At 46.3% G+C, this 19,563-nt stretch carries 11 protein-coding genes; 9 read left to right on the forward strand and 2 right to left on the reverse strand.

Annotated elements, in window-relative coordinates:
- Positions 1–190: 190 nt before the first annotated feature.
- Complete coding sequence (locus ACSX1A_RS05385) at positions 191–1,084, reverse strand: class I SAM-dependent methyltransferase (protein WP_439882596.1); 894 nt, start codon at positions 1,082–1,084, stop codon at positions 191–193.
- Between the two features lie 427 nt (positions 1,085–1,511).
- Here ACSX1A_RS05385 and ACSX1A_RS05390 point away from each other — a divergent pair, with 427 nt between their 5' ends.
- Positions 1,512–1,790 (forward strand): hypothetical protein, encoded by a 279-nt coding sequence (locus ACSX1A_RS05390; RefSeq protein ID WP_439882597.1) that lies wholly within the window; start codon positions 1,512–1,514, stop codon positions 1,788–1,790.
- Here ACSX1A_RS05390 and ACSX1A_RS05395 read toward each other — a convergent pair.
- Entirely contained in the window at positions 1,779–2,369 is a 591-nt protein-coding gene (locus ACSX1A_RS05395; protein ID WP_439882598.1) for an RNA polymerase sigma factor, read from the reverse strand. The two genes, ACSX1A_RS05390 and ACSX1A_RS05395, sit on opposite strands and share 12 nt — an antisense overlap.
- 266 nt (positions 2,370–2,635) lie before the next feature.
- Here ACSX1A_RS05395 and ACSX1A_RS05400 point away from each other — a divergent pair, with 266 nt between their 5' ends.
- The 8 genes from ACSX1A_RS05400 (at position 2,636) to ACSX1A_RS05435 (ending at position 19,549) form a co-directional block, all read left to right on the forward strand.
- A complete protein-coding gene (locus ACSX1A_RS05400) occupies positions 2,636–3,658 on the forward strand; it encodes a FecR domain-containing protein (RefSeq protein WP_439882599.1) in 1,023 nt (340 codons plus the stop codon).
- A gap of 78 nt (positions 3,659–3,736) precedes the next feature.
- On the forward strand, positions 3,737–7,081 hold the full coding sequence (locus ACSX1A_RS05405; protein ID WP_439882600.1) for a TonB-dependent receptor: 3,345 nt from the start codon (positions 3,737–3,739) through the stop codon (positions 7,079–7,081).
- Positions 7,082–7,096: 15 nt separating this feature from the next.
- Positions 7,097–8,572 carry a RagB/SusD family nutrient uptake outer membrane protein gene (locus ACSX1A_RS05410; RefSeq protein ID WP_439882601.1) on the forward strand — a complete coding sequence of 492 codons (1,476 nt, stop codon included), beginning with the start codon at positions 7,097–7,099 and terminating at the stop codon, positions 8,570–8,572.
- 68 nt (positions 8,573–8,640) lie between these two features.
- Complete coding sequence (locus tag ACSX1A_RS05415) at positions 8,641–10,401, forward strand: glycoside hydrolase family 66 protein (protein WP_439882602.1); 1,761 nt, start codon at positions 8,641–8,643, stop codon at positions 10,399–10,401.
- A gap of 51 nt (positions 10,402–10,452) precedes the next feature.
- Positions 10,453–11,934, forward strand: coding sequence for a SusF/SusE family outer membrane protein (locus ACSX1A_RS05420; RefSeq protein WP_439882603.1), 1,482 nt, complete (start codon positions 10,453–10,455; stop codon positions 11,932–11,934).
- Between the two features lie 92 nt (positions 11,935–12,026).
- On the forward strand, positions 12,027–14,735 hold the full coding sequence (locus ACSX1A_RS05425; RefSeq protein WP_439882604.1) for an alpha-L-rhamnosidase-related protein: 2,709 nt from the start codon (positions 12,027–12,029) through the stop codon (positions 14,733–14,735).
- A gap of 555 nt (positions 14,736–15,290) precedes the next feature.
- Positions 15,291–16,490 carry an anhydro-N-acetylmuramic acid kinase gene (locus tag ACSX1A_RS05430; RefSeq protein WP_439882605.1) on the forward strand — a complete coding sequence of 400 codons (1,200 nt, stop codon included), beginning with the start codon at positions 15,291–15,293 and terminating at the stop codon, positions 16,488–16,490.
- Positions 16,491–16,540: 50 nt separating this feature from the next.
- Positions 16,541–19,549 carry a SusC/RagA family TonB-linked outer membrane protein gene (locus tag ACSX1A_RS05435; protein WP_439882606.1) on the forward strand — a complete coding sequence of 1,003 codons (3,009 nt, stop codon included), beginning with the start codon at positions 16,541–16,543 and terminating at the stop codon, positions 19,547–19,549.
- Positions 19,550–19,563 lie beyond the last annotated feature (14 nt).

Consider the following 19,563-nt stretch of genomic DNA (forward strand, 5'->3'; position numbering starts at 1 on the left):
TTTTATAAGTTTAGAACGTTGCATATCATTTTGATAAATACTGCATAAACCTATTGATTATTCTTGTTTGTATAAAGAGCAAAACCTGATTCTAAGAATCAGGTTTTGCTCTTTATACAAACAAGAATTTGAAAGTAATATAGATACAGTATGCTGCAAAGTTCGCCTAGAATGAAGAAATAAATTTAACCTACACAATTGCAGCAGATTCTACTACTTTCTTCCTGGCTACACACATTAGAGATAAGGCACTGGTATCTGCATCAGGGTTTCTTCCGGATAGGAAATTTCCTACTCTATACTTTAATTCAGCTTTACCTTTTTTACCTGATAAAACCTCAGCGCCAAGTTCATGATTATGGGGGAATACTTTTACTTCAAATCCTTCTGGTACTAAAGTGTTTGTAAAAAACTCTTTGGTCACTCCGTGGCCAGGTTTATGGTGGATTTCACAAGCCAGTCCCCATTGCTGCTGACTATTTGTTTTATGAAACCCATGCCCAGTGATCTTGTAAATTAACAATCGCCCGTTCCAGAGTAGCTTTGCCAGTCCTTTATAATTCCAGGCGCTAAGTTGTGGATCATGATCAGTAATAAGAAGACCACCAGGCTTAACCATACGTGCTGCCTCTACCAGTATAGCTGTCATGTCATCGCAGTGATGTAGTGCTGCATTTAATACTACTATATCTGCAAAGGCTGATTTGAAAGGGAGTTTGGTAGCATCAGCAAGAATGGGTACATAACCTAGCTTTTTTGCTAGATCCAGAGATCCGGGTGCAACATCAACTCCGATTAAAAGCTTTGGCTTACCCTGAAGAGATGCATAGATATTACCAGGACCACATCCAATATCAAGAACTACCTTGTCGGTCCAATCCCCAATGGCAGCCATCCATCTGCTTCTGAAGGCTTCACTTCTATGGCAGTAGGTTAAATACTCTTCAGCCCATTCAGGATGATTAAAATAATAAGCATTTGCTTTAAGGCCCTCAGATGGATTTTCGATAGGACATTTCAGATGCTTTCCGTCGTCCTGTATATCTGCTTTTGCTGACAGATACGGCTTTACTTTTGTAATCATACTTCAGGAATTTAGTAGTGGCACATTCATACCTTAAATGGTATACCTATTTTGATCATTATTGAGAGGGCGAGTATTTATAACCTTAAATAAAGATTAAACACATTGATGTAAGGCGTGTTAAAAAGAGGATATGAATTTATAATTAAGTTTAAACGAGGTGGTTATGAATGAGTTGTAGCTTTTTTAATTAATATAGTTAAATATTATGTAGGATAAATTAAACTTAAAGGGAGTGTAGTTATTTTGCTAGTATTAGAATCTAAAATTTGATTTTTTAGTTTTTGCTCTAGCCAGTTACACTATACATTCGGTAAGAATGCACTGAAAGCGAATTACACATATCGTAAATTTCTGGGAGCGGCTTTGATGGTACAGGTTCAAGTAACCGTGCCGGAGGATGGTGTAAACGCTGTTGCCTTCCGATATGCCAACGGCAAAAGTACGATCATTACCAAAAAACCAGGCCGCCATCCGGACGCTGAAAAAAGGAGGGGAGTTTGTAGGTGTCATAGTGTTGCCGCAGTGCGGTGTAGGCGAGAGGATCCACGGGGCTTCACCAACTTGTTGGAGATACCGCTACAGAGGGGTAGCCACACGTATAAGCTTACTTTTAAAAGCTTACGGTTTTGCCGGTATTGATAATTACATGCAATACTTTACAGCCAGGCTAGAAGAGTCGGAATTAAATGAACTAGAGTTTTAAAAAGCTCAGTAATATCACATACACCACTTCGTGGCCTCTCAATTTTTGGCGGATAAAGTTTAGCGCCTTGTTAAGGTGGTTTTCGATGTTACTGGTGGAGGTATTTAGCTCTGTGGCTATTTCTGTGTTGCTAAGCCCCTGCAATCGGCTCATTATAAATACTTTTCTGCGCACAGGCGGCAGTGAAGTATAAATCTGCTCTAGCAGCGCCTTCAGTTCCTCAAACTCCAGCTTATTTTCTGTGTGATGGCAAATGTTGCTTTCGTAGGCGGCAACGTATTTTTGGAATGCAAAATGATAGGCTCTTTGCTTGGCTTTATTGTATACAAGGTTTTTGGCTATAGTAAACAGGAAACCATCGAAATTCTGGCTTGAATCAAGAGACGCACGTTTCTCCCATACTTTCAGAAATACCTCCTGCACCACCTCTTCTGCTTCTGTTGCGTCATGTGTTAGTTTATAGGCGAAAGTATAAAGCTTAGCCTCGTATCTTCTGTATAAAAATGCAAAAGCGGCTTCATCTCCATTCTTTAATGCAGTAACCTTATTCGCAATCCCCTCTTTATCTGCTGCTTGCATGGTGCCACCTTTGATAAATGCTAGAATCTAGCTGTATTTTGACCTGCGTGATTTTTATACTATATCACCGAAAACTCTGGCGTTGCAACTGCCTTGTGACTATTAAATATAAATGAAGACCATCTACAAAGACAAATTTAATTCTTTTTTAAGCACAAAGGGTGTTAAAAAAAATAATAAGTGAATACTTACTTTTTTTTAAAGTGGAGGTGGTGCAGTTGCTGCTTTGGTTGTAATACTATCAAAAGCAACAAAAATAGACATTGATGAACAGTCAGCTGCTGGAAAAATTTTATAGAAACGAGTGCACTCCCGAAGAAGTGAAGGAGGTTTTAAAGTGGTTTAATAAGGAAAATCCTGAGCAAACACAGGTGCAGGACATGCAGAGTATATGGGAAGAGGCGACCGAGGAAAAGCACGATCCTGAGTATGCGCACGATGCAGACAAGCTTTATGCAAGTATAAAGGGTCAGATAACTGCAACTGAAAGCCATAATGAAACTACGGTGCGTGAACTCTATCCTAATGCCTGGAGAAAGTATATGCGTATTGCGGCGGCTTTGCTCCTTCCTGTTATAGGCATTAGCTTACTTTTTAATATCTACCAGCAGCACCAGGCCTCAGAAATAGTTACAGTAGTTTCTCAGCCTGGGGTTAAAAAGATAATTACCCTTGCCGATGGCTCGGTAGTAAAGCTGCATTCCGGTAGTAGCATTTCATATCCAAAAAGATTTGGCGAAACACGCGAAATAATCCTGAAGGGTGAGGCATTTTTTGAAGTGGCTAAAGACAAGCATCATCCATTTATAGTACACACAGGCAAAATAAGCACCCAAGCCCTTGGTACATCCTTTAACATCAGTTACGAAGGGAAAGACTCTACCATAAGTATAGCGCTGGCAACGGGTGTCGTGAAGATTGATAAGCAGCAGAATGCTTCTGCGCAGCAATTGGCAATTCTTGAGCCGGGGCAGCAGCTTGTGTACAAAAAGCAGGAGCAAACTTTTAACGTGGCAGCATTTGACCAGGAGAAGGTGCTGGGCTGGAAAGAAGGACTTTTATACTTCAAGAATGCTTCCCTGGAAGAGGTGGTCGAAGAACTGGAGCGTTGGTACGGCGTGCAGATAGAAGTGCAGGGGCTGCAGGCAAAGGGCAAACAGTCAGACTGGCAATATACCGGTAAGTATGACAGCCAGTCGCTGGACGCTGTACTGCAGGGGATAAGCTTTGTGAAAAAGGTCTCTTATCAGAAGGCTGCAGACGGCAGTATCATTCTTTCCCTGAACTAACAGCTACATCTAAAATAGGAATAATCGATCATCCATTTTATTCATAAAATCATAATTATAACAATAGCCAAACAATCTATGATACACACCTTTATGTACTTCAGAACAAAGGTGGCCAGGGGAGCTCTGTCTCTAATGCTTGCATGCCTGGCTGTGGTGTTCCCCTCAGTTGCAGAGGAGGTTAAGCTTCAGGTGCCGGATGTACAGTCCGTAAAGCTGACGCTGGAAATGAAAGATGCCTCTGTAGTTGAGTTCATGCGGAAGGTCGAGAGCGCCACGCCTTATATTTTTACTTATGACGAAGGAGACCTGAAAAATGCTCCTTCCGTTTCTGTTCATGTTAAACAGCAGCCGCTTTCAGATGTACTGGATAATGTTGCGAGCCAGACAAACCTGGTGTTCAAGCAGGTGCAGCATAATATCCATGTCACGACCGCTGAGCAAAAACGTGCTGCTGCTGCAAATACAGTTAAGCAGGCAATGGTTGTTGGCGGACTGGTAACAGATAAAAATGATATGCCGCTTCCTGGTGTCTCGGTTTCCTTAAAAGGAACTGCATTGGGTACTGTTACAAATGCTGATGGTCGCTTCACGCTTACTGTTCCGAAAGGCCAGGAAAATGGAACGCTTGTATTTTCTTTCATTGGTTATACAACAAAAGAGGAGCAGATCAGCAACCGCTCTGATATCAGGATCATGCTTTTCGAGGATGTTAAAGCCCTGCAGGAAGTAGTGGTAATCGGTTATGGTACACAGGCTAAAAGGGACTTAACGGGTTCTGTAGCTACTATAGATACCGAAAAACTTACTTCGCTTCCGGTGCCAAGTGTGAGTGATGCGATTCAGGGAAGGGCCGCTGGTGTGCAGGTTATTACTTCTGGTGTACCGGGTAGCGATGCAACATTTCGCGTGCGTGGTATAAGCACGATCAACAACAGTAACCCGCTGTTCGTGATTGATGGTGTGCCTACCCAAAGTGGACTGAACCAGCTTAACCCTAATGATATCGAGTCTATCCAGGTGCTGAAAGATGCTTCAGCTGCAGCTATTTATGGATCGAGAGGTGCCAATGGCGTTGTGATCGTTACAACCAAGCGTGGAAAAGGCGATAAAGGTAAGCTCAGCGTGGATATATTCACTGCGGTGCAATCGCCGGTGAATACATTCGACCTGCTTAATGCAAGCCAGTTTGCAGCACTAAGCAATGAGATGCTCGTGAATAACGGACAGCAGCCTAATCCTGATTTTGCTGATCCTGCCTCTTTTGGCGCTGGCACCGACTGGCAGGAAGAGCTTTTCAGAACCGCGCCAATGAACAGTTACTCTGTTTCTTACTCTGGTAGCAGCGAGCGTTCTAACTTCTATGTGTCTGGTAATTTCTTCGATCAGGATGGTGTCGTGACCAACACGGGTTACAAGCGCTATACCTTGCAGTTCAACTCCGACACAGATGTTTTCGGTCGCCTGCGCTTTGGTAATAACATTACGTTGAACCACGACCTGAAAACAAGCGGCAACTACAGCATCAGAAACACTATGGCAGCCTTGCCAACTCAACCTGTTTTTGATGCGGATGGTACTTATGCCGGTCCTACTGGTTTGCCACAGTGGGAGGGAGATATCACTAACCCGATTGGGCAGGCAAGATTGATTGACAACTCCACGAAGGGCTATAACCTGATCGGTTCGGTTTATGGCGAAATAGACATCCTGGAGGATCTGAAGTTTAAATCTACTTTTGGTCTGCAGGCTAATTTCTGGGATTCCCGTACCTGGGCTCCTGCCTATAACTGGAAGCCCACGCCTGAGCAGAATGCCTTCCTTTTCGAGCAGTACAATAAGAGCACAACCTGGTTATGGGACAACGTGCTTACGTACGACAAATACTTTGGAGATCAGCATCACCTGACAGCAATACTGGGTAGCAGTGCACAGGAGAACCGCTTCGATTTCATGAACGGGTCTATAAAACAATTCGCCAGCGAGCTAACGCAACAGCTGTACAACGGTGTGGCACAGCCAACGCTGGATGGCAATGCTTCTGACTGGGCGCTGTTATCATACTTTGGTCGTGTGAACTATAGCTTCGATGATCGCTTCCTGGTAACAGGTACGGTAAGACGTGATGGTTCGTCTCGTTTCGGTGAGAATAACAAGTGGGGTACTTTCCCTTCCGGGTCTGTTGCCTGGAGAATCTCTAGTGAGGAGTTCTTCCAGAACATAGCTCCAGCCTTCATCAACGATCTGAAACTTCGTGCAGGTTATGGCGCAACAGGTAACCAGGAAATTGGTAATTACTCCTTTGCCGCCGTCCTGACCACTGGCCAGTATAATTTTAACGGTAACCTGGTGCCAACGGTAGCTCCTTGGATAATGCCTAACCCGAATGTGCAATGGGAGGCCGTTGAGCAGTCGAACATTGGTATAGATGCCTCATTATTTAACGAGCGTGTAAATGTAACGCTGGATGGCTACGTGAAGAATACCACCAAGATGCTGGTAGGTATGAATGTGCCCATCGGTACTGGTTACTCCGATGAGATCAAGCCGCCATTTAATGCAGGTAGAATGGAAAACAAAGGTGTCGAGTTGACCATTGCTTCTCAGAACCTTACAGGTGCCTTTACCTGGAACACGGATTTTAACGTTTCCTATAACTTCAACAGGATCATCAGCATGAACGACACGATCCCGACACCTACCGGTGGTATCGGCCTGAACTATACGCTGGCCCGTTTGCATGCCGGACAGCCAATGAACGTGTTCTATGGTTTCGTAACAGACGGTATCTTCCAGAACCAGGAGGAGGTAGACAGACACGCCACACAGGTGCCGGGTGCCGATCCGTTTAACCGTACAGCACCGGGAGATATACGCTTCAAAGACCTGAACGATGATGGCGTGATCGATGACAAGGACAGAACCTACATCGGAAATCCAAACCCTAAGTTCATCATGGCGCTTAACAACAGCTTTGCCTATAAGAACTTCGACCTGAGCATTTTCCTGCAGGGCAGCTATGGCAACGACATCTTCAACGCTAACCGCATCTGGGCAGAAGGTATGGCAGTAGCACAGAACCAGACCACTGCTACACTGGATCGCTGGACAGGAGAGGGGACAAGCAATACCATGCCTCGTGCCATCTTCAACGACCCGAACAAGAACACCAGGGTGTCTGACCGCTACATCGAAGATGGTTCTTACCTGCGCATCAAGAACGTAACGTTAGGTTATACGCTTCCTAGCACAGTAGCTGAAAAAATAAAGATGAGTTCAGCAAGGATTTATGCCTCGGCACAGAACCTCTATACTTTCACTAACTACAGTGGTCTTGACCCGGAGGTATCAATAAATGGTATTGACCTGAACATGTACCCGGTGACAAGAGTGGTGAGCTTAGGTGTTAATATTGGATTTTAAGGAACAGGACAAATTATGAAACTGAATAAATATTTCGTTGCCTTACTGTTAGCCGGTGCGCTGACAAGTTGTGATAAAGACTTTCTGGATAAGGCTCCAAAAGATTCTATAAATACAAGTAACTTTTACAAGACAGAGGCTGATGCCATAGCTGCCATAAACGGTGCTTACCAGCCGCTGCAGTGGCCTAAGCTATATAACATGCGCATGTGGACCACCGATATCATGGCGGGCAACAGTATTGTTGGAGCCGGTGGTGGCGATGATGGCCGTGAGACGCAGGACCAGGCAAACTTTGTAACATCTACCGACAATCCGGGTGTGATGGATCTTTATCGCGGTCCGAATCCAGGCATTTTAAGGGCAAATACGGTACTGCAGAAAGTACCGGGGATGGATATTGATGAGAACCTGAAAAAACGCATAATCGGTGAGGCCAAGTTCCTGCGTGGGCATTACTACTTCATCCTGGTACGCTTCTTCGGTGATGTGCCGCTTATTCTGGAGCCTCAGAGCCCGGGCGACGACCTGAGACCGGCACGTAATGCGAAAGAGCAGGTTTACCAGCAGATAATTAAAGACTTTACAGAAGCTGCCGAGGCATTGCCTCCTAAAAGTGCCTACTCTGCCGCCGATCTTGGTAGAGCCAGTAAGGGTGCAGCTAAGGGCATGCTTGCCAAAGTATACCTTACTCGGGGTGAGTGGCAGAAAGTGGTGGAACTTGCTAATGAGATAGAGGCCCTGGGTTACAAGCTTAATCCAAAGTATGAGCAGAACTTCAGCGCTACGAATGATAATTCGCAGGAGTCGCTTTTTGAGGTGCAGTACATTGGCAAAACCAAGAACGACTTCTGGTCCAACGAAAATCAGGCTTCCTGGCTGAGTCCGTTTACCGGACCTAGAAACACAAATATGGTAGCCGGTGGTTTTGGATGGAATCAGCCAACGCAGGAGTTTGTGGATGCTTATGAAGAAGGTGATTTGCGCAAAGACGTAACCATACTTTATGAAGGCGGACCTGCTTTTGATGGCAAGGAGTATAAGAGCTCTTATTCTACCACAGGTTATAACCTGCGCAAGTTCCTGGTGCCTAAGTCTGTTTCTCCGGATTATAATACCAGCCCCATGAACTTTCCGGTTCTACGCTATGCAGATGTGCTGCTGATGAAAGCCGAAGCACTGAATGAGCTGGGCAGAACAGGTGAGGCTGAAACTCCATTAAACGCTGTTAGGGCAAGGGCTGGGCTTGATCCTGTACATGGCCTGAGCCAGTCTGAGTTCAAGGAAAAAGTGCTGCATGAGCGACGGATGGAGCTGGCATTTGAGGGGCAGAGGTGGTTCGACCTGATCCGGGTAGACAACGGGCAGTATGGTTTGAGCTTTCTGCATTCTATTGGTAAAATCAATGCTGCAGCCAAGCATCTGCTCCTGCCGATACCGCAGAAGGAACGTGACAGTAACCCGAACCTGACGCAGAACACTGGTTATTAATTTTCATTGATGCTGTAAAGCCGGGGCTTCATGTCCCGGCTGTTTATCAGCTCTCAAGTACAAGACTTATGATCAATAAGTATATCTATTTACTTGTGGCCGTACTTTTCCTAAGTGCCGCAAGCTGTAAGAAATCTGAATCTGATGACCCGACGCCAACTACTCCGTCTACCCCTGTCACTAGTAATATAAAGCTTACTACTGACAAGGCTATTTATAGCCCGGGTAACACGGTAACCATAAGCTTAGAAGGTTCACTTCCTGGTTCAGCCAAAGTTCGCTACCGCCATTTAGGTGAAGTAGTAAGTGAAAGTGCTGTTTCCGGATCATCCTGGACCTGGCAGCCCCCAGGCTCTGACTACAAGGGATACCTGGTAGAGGTATATAATGTAGAGAATGGAGAGGAGAAGATATTGGCTAGTATTGGCGTGGATGTGTCGAGTAACTGGGCAAAGTTTCCCCGTTATGGTTTCCTGTCACTTTTCCCAAACATGACGGAAGCACAGACCAAAGCCGTAATCGACAATCTGAACCGCTACCACATCAATGGCCTTCAGTTCTACGACTGGCATTATAAACACCACCAGCCGCTGGCCGGAACGCCGGAGAACCCGGAGCCAAAGTGGCGTGATATCATGAACAGGGAGGTATATTTCTCTACTGTTGAGAATTACATCGATCAGGCGCATGACCGCAACATGAAGGCCATGTTCTATAACCTGATCTTTGGTGCGTGGAAAGACGCAGAGACGGATGGGGTCTCAAATGAGTGGTACCTGTACACAGACAGGAACCACCAGAACAAGGACAAGCACCCACTGCCGCAGCCACCTTTCCTGAGCGATATTTACCTGCTGAACCCAGCCAATACCAGCTGGCAGAATTACCTTGTACAGGAGAACCGCAAAGTTTATCAGGCGCTGCCTTTCGATGGATTTCACATGGACCAGTTGGGTAACCGAAATACCAGTCTTTATACCTATCAAGGCAGTGAGGTAGACTTGGCTAAGACTTACAAGCCGCTAATTGAAGCTGTAAAAGCTGATAAGCCTGGGTACGACCTGGTGATGAACGCTGTAAACCAGTACGGGCAGCAGGGTATAGCTGAGGCATCTACGAGCTTCCTGTATACCGAAGTCTGGGGGCCAAACGATACGTACGCTGACCTTGCCAGGCTCATTCGGGAAAATAATGCTTTCAGTAATAATACCAAGAACACTGTGCTGGCTGCCTACATGAATTATGATCTGGCAAATAACAAGGGCAGCTTTAATACACCTGCTGTATTGTTAACAGATGCTGTGATCTTTGCTTTTGGTGGTTCTCACCTGGAGCTGGGTGAGCACATGCTGGGCAAAGAGTATTTCCCGAATAACAATCTGAGCATGAAAGGAGACCTGCAGAAGGCGCTTCCGGGGTACTATGATTTTATGGTGGCTTACCAGAATCTGCTGCGCGATGGCGGCACCTTTAATGAGCCGGCGCTCTCCAGCATTGGTCAGGTAAGACTAAGCAACTGGCCTGCTAACCGTGGCGATGTGGCAGTAGTAGGCAAGGAAGTAGGCAATAAGCAGATCATACACCTGATCAACTTCACCAATGCCAACTCATTGAACTGGCGCGACAACAGCGGTACGCAACCTTACCCGCAGGCTATCCAAAATGTGAAACTAAGCCTGGCAACGAGCAAAGCAGTGAAGCGCGTTTGGGTTGCTTCACCGGATTTTCAGCAAGGCGTTCCGCAGGAGCTTACATTCACTCAGAATAACGGGCAAGTGTCGTTTACGCTGCCTTACCTGCAATACTGGGATATGCTTGTAATTGAGTAAGGGTAATACATTTATAATTGGTCTTAACATCCATACCAAAATCCAATAATCATGAACATCATCAAACAATACAATAAGCAGCATAGCGGGCGTGGTAGTCTGTTACAATTGCTTTGTACTACCTTGTTCTTTATGATGGGGGCTGGCCTTCTTTCCTCCTGCGATCTGGAGTATGAGGAATATGCGCCGGCAAAGGCAACCGTACAGGGGCTTACGGCTTCGGCAACAGAGCTTAACCTGAAACAGTCCAGAGCAAGCAGTAATGCCGTTACTTTTAACTGGAGTTCAGGTACCAACCACGGTACTGATGCGGCCATCGATTACACGATCCAGTTCGATAAAAAAGGCAATAACTTTGCAGATCCAGTGGATGTAGCACTAGGCAGGGTAGTATATACAAACTCCTACCGGGTTGTGGACTTCAACAATCTGCTGGTAAATGAAATGGGGCTTGAGCCAGGTGTTGCACACGATGTGGAAGTACGCGTGAAATCTGTAGAGGCATCCGGTAATTTTGAGGCTGACTATTCTAATGTGGTAACTGTTACGGCTACACCATACAGAACGCTGACCTCTACACTTTTCATGCTAGGTGATGCCACACCAAATGGCTGGAGTGCTGATAATGCCACACCATTACGTCGTGACAACAGCAATCCGGCAAAGTTTACTTATGAAGGGCCGCTGGCACCGGGTGAGTTCAAGTTTATTACAACACTTGGCCAGTTCCTTCCTTCCTATCAAAAAGGAGCGGATGCATCAACACTTGTGTATCGCACAGAGGACAGCCAGCCCGATGATAAGTTCAGAATTGAAAAAGCTGCTACCTATAAAGTAACGGTTAACCTGGAGGAGCTTACCATCTCTGTAGAGGAACAGGCTGGACCTGCTTACAACAGATTATGGATGGTTGGAAGTGCAACGCCAAATGGCTGGGACCTGGACAACGCCACGCAGATGGCACAAAGTGATTCGGATCCGTTTATCTTTACATACACCGGCACTCTAGCAGAAGGGGAGTTGAAAATTGCTACGGCTAAAGACTGGGGTGCGCCATTCTACAGGCCAACCATAGCGGACGCACCTTTAACCAGCACGGAAGTTCAGCTTTCTGCAGGCGATCCTGACAATAAATGGAAAGTAGCTGACGGAGGCATGTATAAAGTCACGCTTAACCTGCGCACTATGTCCATTACGTTCACCCCGGTCAATTTATACCTGGTTGGTGATGCAGGTCCGAATGGATGGAACGTGGGAAGTCCGGAGCCAATGACCAGAAACGGAAGCGTTTATACTTATACCGGACCATTAACTGCCGGAGAACTGAAGATCTCCATGTTTAAAGGAGACTGGTGCGATGGGCAATGGATCAATGCAGCAAGCCCGGATCAGGCCATCACCAACGGAAGTTACATAACAACAAACGGTTGCGAGGGTCCGGACAATAAGTGGAGAGTAACCGATGCTACTGCAGGCAACTACACGATCACCATAGATCTGGTGGCAAAGACCATGACGGTAGTAAAGCAATAGCATTATCAAATAATAGATTAATTTTATGTGCCCTATACTTATAGCTTCGGCAATCGTATAGGGCACATCTGCATAGTAATAGCTTATAGCAAATGAAAAGAATCTCCCTTAAATCAAACCTCCTTTTCTCACTCCTTCTATTGGGTGCCTGCCAGACACCAAAGCCAACTGACGGCGGAACAGAAGCAACCGCACTCTACCAATCCGATGCCTATGCTGTTTATCCCGATAGCGTGGTGCAGGGCGAGTACGTGGCACGGGTGCTTTCGCCAACGCAGCTTACCTCCAACTACAAGAGCCCGGCCAATGAATTTGTGAGCCCAAGTATAACCTTTAAGTTTGCTATCAACGGCCGCGACAACGAGATGAAGTCCGGCACCGACCATCACTTCAACTGCCTGGCTAGCGATGGCTCATGCACAACACCTGTGATCACCTTCGGAGAGCAGTACGTGGACCAAACAGAAGTGCCGGGTGGCAAATACCTGGGGCCAAACACCAAAATGACTGTTCGCCTGGACATGCGCCCGGTGCTGGAGGCTTTTAAGAAGCAGGGCTTCTATACAACCAAAACCGGCGACAAGATCTATAAAGAAGACTTCAGAGGGGTGTACATAGCCGGTAACGCTGCACCGCTGAACTGGGACTTTGATAACCTCCACCGCAACGAACAGGCAAAGCTACAGGACCCGGATGGTGATGGAATATTCGAGATTACGCTGACAATGAATGCGCCGGAAGATGCCAAGGCAACGGCTACCAGTTGGCAAATGAGCAAAGATGTGTCGGCTTTCCCGCAGTATACTTCTGATTACCCTTTAGGCGATGCGCTCTACAACCTGGCGCTGGAGGAGATGATCAATGCGGTGGAGCCGGACAGCACTTTTAGAACGGGTAAAGAGTGGGCCGGCGTCTGGACTCGTGATATCAGCTACAGCATCATACTTTCGATGGCGCAGCTACAGCCACAGGTATCCAAGTATAGCCTCATGCGCAAAGTGAAAAACGGCCACATCATTCAGGACACAGGCACAGGAGGGGCCTACCCGGTATCTACCGACAGAATGGTTTGGGCTGTGGCTGCCTGGGAGGTATACAAAGCAACTGGTGACAAAAAATGGCTGCAGGATACCTACCAGATCATCAGGAACTCGCTGGAGGCAGACTATAAAAACGCATACGACCCGGAATCAAATCTGGCTCAAGGCGAGTCATCTTTCCTGGATTGGCGCGAACAGACTTACCCGCGCTGGATGCAGCCGGCCGATATTTACGAATCGGAGAACCTGGGCACAAATGCGGTGCATTACCAGGCCAACATGGCTGCCGCACAAATGGCCGACCTGCTAAATGACAAAGAAGCAGCTTCTGTGTTCCGGGAAAAGGCGGATAGAATAAAAGAGGCCATGAACAAGCTATTATGGCAGCAGGACAAAGGTTATTACGGGCAATATTTATATGGCAGCAACTATAAAATTCTTTCTCCTAGAGCCGAGGCGCTAGGAGAGGCCTTGTCAGTGATTTTTGGTGTGGCAGATGCAGAACGTAGCAAAACCATCGTGGCCAATACACCAGTAACCGATTACGGCATTCCAAGCATCTTCCCGCAGATCCCGGGCATCCCGCCTTACCACAATAACGGCATCTGGCCCTTTGTGCAGTCGTACTGGAGTTTGGCTGCTGCCAAAGCCGGCAACGGAAAAGCCCTGACTGAAAGCATTAGCGCCATTTACCGCCCTGCCGCCCTGTTCCTGACCAATAAGGAAAACTTCGTGGCCACAAGCGGCGACTATGCCGGCACTCAGATCAACTCGAGCAACATGCTGTGGAGCTTATCAGGTAGCCTGGGCATGGTATACAAGGTGTTCTTTGGGATGAATTTTGAGGCGGATAAACTGGTGCTGAAGCCTTTTGTACCTGAGGCGTTCAAGGGTACTCGTAAGCTCACCAACTTTAAATATAGAAATGCGGTGCTCAACTTCGAAATGAGCGGGTTTGGCAACGAGATCAAATCGATTACTTTAGACGGTAAGCCGATGGATAAACAGGAGATTCCGGGCAACCTGACTGGCACCCACACTATCAATATAGAGTTGGCTAACAATCAAACTGGTGGAGAGGTAAACCATGTAGAAGTTTATACTTCGCCTGAGACACCAAAAGCAAGCTTTAGCCAAGGTAAAATTACCTGGCCAAAGGTTGATGGAGCAACTGCCTACAAAGTATGGAAGAACGGAGAAGAACTGCAGCGAACGGAAAGCACCAGTTTAGCAATAGACGCAAATAGCTATGGCGAATACATGGTAGCTGCTCTGGACAAAAACAACGTGCAGTCTTTTGCCAGCGAACCGGTTGTGGTGGTGCCTGATAAGTATAAACTAGTTTATGAAATGGAGAAAGCGGCACCAAAAGCTAACCAGCCTTACCGTGAGTTTTCTGGGAGTGGCTTCGTTGAGATCAGCAAACAGAAGAACAGATCAGTACAGGTTAAAGTAACGGTACCGGAGGACGGTGTTTACGCCGTTGACTTCCGCTATGCCAACGGCAATGGCCCGATCAACACCGAAAACAAGGCCGCCATCCGGACGCTGAAAAAAGGAGGAGAGTTTGTTGGAACCATTGTGTTGCCGCAGCGCGGGGTGGATGAGTGGAGTAACTGGGGCTTCACTAACTCGGTAGAGGTGCCACTACAGAAGGGTAGCCACACGTTCACACTTACTTTTGAGCCGCAAAATGAGAATATGCACGGCGAGATAAACCAGGCTATGGTAGATTTCATGCGAGTGATAAAGATCAGGTAACTTTTTAAAGTCTTAACCTTTCAGGGTCTAAAGCTAAACGCAGCAATTTTCGACAAGGCAAACAAAGGAGGCGGCTTTTACCATATGGTAAAAGCCGCCTCCTTTGTTTTAGCTACCCTATAGCTCAAGTTGCGAGGTAAAAAAATAGCTTGCTGACTGATATGGGCAACCCACCACCAAACCCCTCCCAAGAGCGGAATTTTTCCTACACTTCTGTGAGAATCCCCTACAGGGAGGGGCGTGGGTAAATTCATGTGCATGAAAGAATCACGCAACTGGAGTCCGCTATAAAAAAGCCGGATATATATTGGTTTTTGGAGTGGCTTAAGAATTACAGATTGCGTATGCCATAGAGATGCGGGTATTTGCGCGTTATACGTTTCAAATCAACACTACTTTTTATATAGTCTTATTCGTTTAACCCCCTTTGCGGGAATAGTAATCTATCAAGAGAAGTTAATCCTTCTCTTGAAACATAGTTTATATATAGCCCATTTCTATTTGATTTGAATTTATTATAAGGTAAGTTTAATCGTAAATTATGAGCTTTTTTACATGAATACTTACCTTGAGCGCCTTTTTAAGATAACCCGGAAAGAAAAGCGAACCATAATCGGCCTTATGTCCGGCACCTCACTCGATGGGTTGGATATCGCACTCTGCGATTTTTCGGGTAGCGGTATGCAAACCAGCATGAACCTGCGATCCTTTACCACCATGCCTTACGACACCGGATTTAAGCAAAAGGTAAAGGAAATCTTCTCCAAAAGGCAGGTAGACCTTGAACAGGTATGCCTCATGAATGCCTACATAGGCAACTTCCACGCCGAACTAATTAATGATTGTCTACAAATTTGGGGGTTAAAACCTGAAGATGTGGATGTAATTGCCAGTCACGGTCAAACAATTTACCATGCGCCCGCCTCGCTGCACCGGATTGAAGGTATGCCCAATGCTACCCTGCAGATCGGGGACGGTGACCATATTGCCGTAAAGACAGGCATTATTACCCTAAGCGATTTCAGGCAAAAGCACATATCGGCAGGTGGCGAGGGCGCCCCATTAGCTGTGTATGGTGACTTCCTGCTTTTCTCTGAAAAGGGCCAGAACCGCATTATGCTAAACATCGGCGGTATTGCCAACTTCACATTCCTGCCAGGCGACCTGGATACCTCGCGCATTTTCTCAACAGATGTTGGACCGGGCAATACCCTAATGGATGCCTATATCCAGACGCAGTTTCCGGGCAGGTATTTTGATGCTAACTCAGAGGTTGCCTTAAAAGGAACTGTGAATAATAACTTGCTGGCAGCCCTACTGGAGAATTCATTTTTTAGTCACGATTTTCCTAAAACCACCGGTCCGGAGTTGTTTAACCTGACTTATCTAAAGCAGGCACAACAAAGAACCGGAACTGATTCGCTTTCGCCGGAAGATGTAATGGCGACATTAAACCGTTTTTCTGCAGCAGGAATTTGTAATGCTTTGAACAGAACTTTACAAGGGCAGCGCTTTGAGATTTTTGTGAGCGGAGGAGGCATGCATAATCCATTGCTACTGCATAATATTAAAGAATTATTGCCCGATGCTGCCATTCGGGATACAGCTGAACTTGGCGTGCTAGCAGACGCAAAAGAGGCGGTACTGTTTGCCACGCTGGCTAACGAAAGCCTGGTTGGCAACCTGATAGATTTTGGGCCGGGGCAGAGTCGTGTCCCTTCGGTGCATATGGGAAAAATTAGCTTACCACGATAAGTATAAATAGTCCACTTAATCATTTATGAACAGTACTAATTAAATTCACCATGAGGAAAATTTATCTCAAAAGGCTGTCTGATCTGAAGGCATCCTTCTTCTGTCTGCTCATGCTGGCATTTATAAGCCAGGTAGCATTAGCGCAGAACACACGTTATACCGTGTCGGGTACAGTTACCGATGCCCGAACCAAAAGTACGCTGCCGGGGGTAGTTGTAAAGTTCCAGAACAGCAATACTGCCACGGCAACTGATGCAAACGGCAAGTATAATCTGTCAGTAAACTTACCTGCGGGTGCACATAAACTCACGTTCTCTTATATTGGCTTTAAACCAGAAACCAGAACAGTCTTGCTGGGTTCATCTGCCAACGTAACGCAGGATGTACAGCTGAGCGAGGACGTAGTTGGTTTGGAGGAAGTAGTAGTTACGGGTACTTCTGTAGCCACAAGTAAAAAACAATTGGGCAATGCCATCTCAACGGTGTCTGCGGCCTCTTTGGAAAACAGCGTGGCCACCTCAATAGACCAGGCCCTGGCCGGTAAAGTTGCCGGTGCCCAGATCTCTCAAAACTCTGGTAACCCTGCCGGTGGTATAAGCGTGCGATTACGTGGTACCAGTACAGTAGTTGGTTCTGGAGATCCGCTATATATCGTGGACGGAGTGATCATTAATAACAGTTCTCCGGAGCTGATTGACTTAGGTGGTTATGCACAGAACCGTTTAGTAGATATCAACCCGAATGATATTGAGCGCATTGAGATTATTAAAGGTGCTGCCGCGGCTGCAATTTATGGTTCAAGGGCGAGCAATGGTGTGGTGCAAATTTTTACAAAACGTGGTAAGGCAGGGGCTCCAAAAGTTACAGCTTCAACTCAATTTAGAGTAAATGAGGTGCGTAAAACCTTAGATTATAACGATTATCCTTTCCGTTTTGTAAATACTTCTGCTTCGGACCTTACACAGGAGCCTGTACAGCGCTATGATTTCCAGGACAAAATCTTCCGTACAGCTTACGGTACTGAAAACAACCTTTCAGTATCTGGAGGTAGCGATAAGACACAGTATTACCTGAGCAGCAACTTCCTGAATAATCAGGGTATCATAGACAACACTAAATTTACCAGGGGAGGCGCACGTGTTCGTATAGACCAGACTCTGAATAACTGGTTATCTGTGTCGTTAGGAGCAAACTATACTATAAGCACAAGCCAGGAAATTCCGAATGGTGGTCTGAGCGAGGCTTACGGAGCTCTCACAGGCTTTATCTTCAGTAACAACTTTATCAATCCTGCGCCGGTAAATGGCGTGTACCCTTCTACGGCACCAACAGCCATACTTAGAAGGACCAACCCGCTGGAGGCAATTGATCGTTTCGATTTCCGTCAGCGTACCAACCGTTTTATAGGCGATTTCCAGGTAATGCTTACGCCAATCAATAACCTGAATATTAACTATACTTTAGGTTATGACAATGCTACGCAAATTGCGACAGGTTATATTCCTGTTGGAAATACAACGCCATCATACGACACAGGTTACTCGCGTCGTGCCGACAGGACTTCATACCTGCTCAACAATGACCTGAATATCTCTTATAAAGCAACTCTTGCAGACTGGTTAGAGTCTACCACAGGTGCAGGTGCAACGGCTCAGATTGAGAAGAACTACTCAACCGGGATTACAGCTACCCAACTTGTTCCGCTTGTTCGCACAATTGATGCAGGCGCTACTATTAAAACCGGTGAGTACAGAAGCGATATCAATATTCTTGGTTTCTTCGCGCAGCAGACTTTCGGAATCGGTGATCGCTTGTTCCTGACTGGTGCAGGCCGTTACGACGTTTCATCTGTGTTCGGTCAGGACAACAGATGGCAGTTCTATCCTAAAGTGAGCGGGAGCTACCTAATCTCTAACGAAAACTTCTGGAGCAGCCTGAGCAACACCATTCCAATCCTGAAACTGAGAGCATCTTACGGACAGGCTGGTAACCTGACAGCTATTGGCGCCTATGACCGCTATACAAATTATAACCCGGTTTCCTCTCCTGGTTTGCCAGGCTTTGTGCCATCATCGCTTTTGGGTAACTCAGGTATCAAGCCTGAGAGACAAACAGAAACAGAAGTTGGTGCTGACATGAGTTTCCTGGGCGGCAGACTGGGACTTGAGTTCTCCTACTATCACAAAAATGTGAAAGACCTGTTACTGTTTGTTACTTTAACGCCATCTTCAGGCTATCTTAATCAGTACACCAACGTTGGTACTATGACTAACAAAGGCTTTGAGTTGATGTTAACAGGTGCACCGATCCAGACAGAAAACTTAAGCTGGAAGACCACTTTAATATACTCCCGCAATAAGAATGAGGTTAATGATGTACCAGGTGGCGTGTTGTTATTCCCTGGAGGTTTCAGCCAGGTTGCCGCAGTTAATGGATACCCACTTGGAGCATTCTACAGTACTTACTTTGCCCGAAACGATGATGGTTCGCTTTTACTTAATGCAGCTGGCCTACCACAACCAGAAAGAATAAACCGTACCGCTGATGGACAGCCAACGGGAGCCACAAAAAAGAAGGTTATTGGCGATCCGAATCCGGATTGGACAGGGTCATTAATAAACGAGTTGACGATTGGCAAAGGCCTGTCTTTCCGTACGCAGTTTGATGCCGCCTATGGTTTCGAAGTGTTCAACTTTACACGCCGTGTAGGTGAGCGCGATCTGTACGGCGGCCTTGCCGGTTATGAGCCTGAGCTACGAGGTGAAGTTCCAAAAGGCACTTCTGCTGCTTTGTTCGGTATCTTCGAGAACTATATCGAAGACGGATCATATATTAAACTGAGAGAGGTCTCTGTGGCATATGACTTTAAGCCTGCTTTCCTGGGTGGTAACAACTTGCGTTTAACGTTAGCTGGCCGTAACTTACTATCAATTGATGACTATAGCGGATACGACCCTGAGGTTAATGCTGCAGGTCAGACAACTGCTGTTCGCGGCTTCGACTTTGTGGAGGTGCCGATACCAAGAACCTATGCGCTAGGTATTAATGTATCGTTCTAATCTTCTTACTTTCA

The sequence above is a fragment of the Pontibacter sp. MBLB2868 genome (assembly GCF_051904785.1).
GTDB lineage: Bacteria > Bacteroidota > Bacteroidia > Cytophagales > Hymenobacteraceae > Pontibacter.